The organism is Rhizobium sp. KNZ2-6A (assembly GCF_056755475.1).
In genome coordinates, this window is the sequence record NZ_JBNDIC010000129.1 from 1 (window position 1) to 1,293 (window position 1,293).

Sequence of the window (1,293 nt, forward strand, 5' to 3'; positions counted from 1 at the left end):
TGTCCTTCCCGAGAGAGGGGTGACAGTTCATACCGGAGACATGGGTTACACTTTTTGCCTTTGCGAGGAGAGCGAAGGTGCCTTGGCAGGAGTGCAACCGCATGGACGAGCGTCTCAAATTCGTTGCGCGGGTTCTGGATGGCGAGAAGATAGCGGCGCTGTGCCGCGAATTCGGCATCTCCCGCAAGACCGGTCACAAGATCATCAGCCGCTATAACGACAGCGGTCTGGAAGGACTGACAGATCGATCGCGACGGCCTTACCGGCACGCCAATCAGCTTCCTTTCCAAATCGAGAAGCTGATTGTGCGGACCAAGCAGGACAAGCCCAACTGGGGCGCACCGAAGATCAGGGAGCGGCTGGCGCGGCTATATCCGGATGTTCACACGCCGGCGATCTCAACCGTGCATGCCGTCCTCGACCGCAACGGCCTGGTCAAGCACGGTAGGCGGCGGCGCAACAGGGCTGAAGGAACAGCACTCTCCAATCCTGGGCGGCCCAACGACCTGTGGTGCGCCGATTACAAAGGCGAGTTCATGCTTGCCGATAAGCGCTATTGCTACCCATTGACGATCACCGACTTCGCCAGCCGCTATCTTTTGGCCTGCGAAGCGTTGCATACGACCAAGGAAGTCTACGCCTTCACCGTTTTCGAACGCGTCTTCAAGGAGTTCGGCCTGCCCAAGGCGATCAGAACCGACAACGGAGTGCCTTTCGCCAGCCCCAACGGACTGTTCAATCTGTCTCGGCTCGCCGTCTGGTGGCTCAGGCTCGGTATCGACATCGAGCGCATCAAGCCGGGCAACCCGCAGCAGAACGGCCGCCATGAGCGCATGCATCTGACACTGAAACTTGAGACAACCAAGCCGGCCGGAGACAATTTCCTGCAGCAGCAAGCCCGCTTCGACGACTTCGTCGAGGAGTTCAACACCGAGCGGCCCCACCAGGCGCTCAATATGGCCTGCCCGGCAGAGCGCTACGACGCTTCACCGCGCGCCTACCGCGGCCTGCCCGATCTCGACTACCCGTTCCACGACCAGACAGTCACCGTCACAACATGCGGACGCATCTGCTACAAGCGCAAGAAGATCAATCTCAGTCTGGTCTTCGCCGGTCAGGCCGTCGGAATCAAACAGGTCGAAGACCATATCTGGCTTACAAGCTTTATGGATTACGATCTGGGATACTTCGATGATGAGACATGCAGGCTTGAACCTTTGCCGAACCCTTTCGGTCCAAAAGTGTTACCTATGTCTCAGGAATAAACCGTAACCTATGTGTCCAGAACGGACC

At 58.1% G+C, this 1,293-nt stretch carries 1 protein-coding gene; it reads left to right on the plus strand.

Annotated elements, in window-relative coordinates; translation table 11 throughout:
• Positions 1-77: 77 nt before the first annotated feature.
• Positions 78-1,265 carry an IS481 family transposase gene (locus tag ACPYOP_RS32875; protein ID WP_481414375.1) on the plus strand — a complete coding sequence of 396 codons (1,188 nt, stop codon included), beginning with the start codon at positions 78-80 and terminating at the stop codon, positions 1,263-1,265.
• Positions 1,266-1,293: the final 28 nt, after the last annotated feature.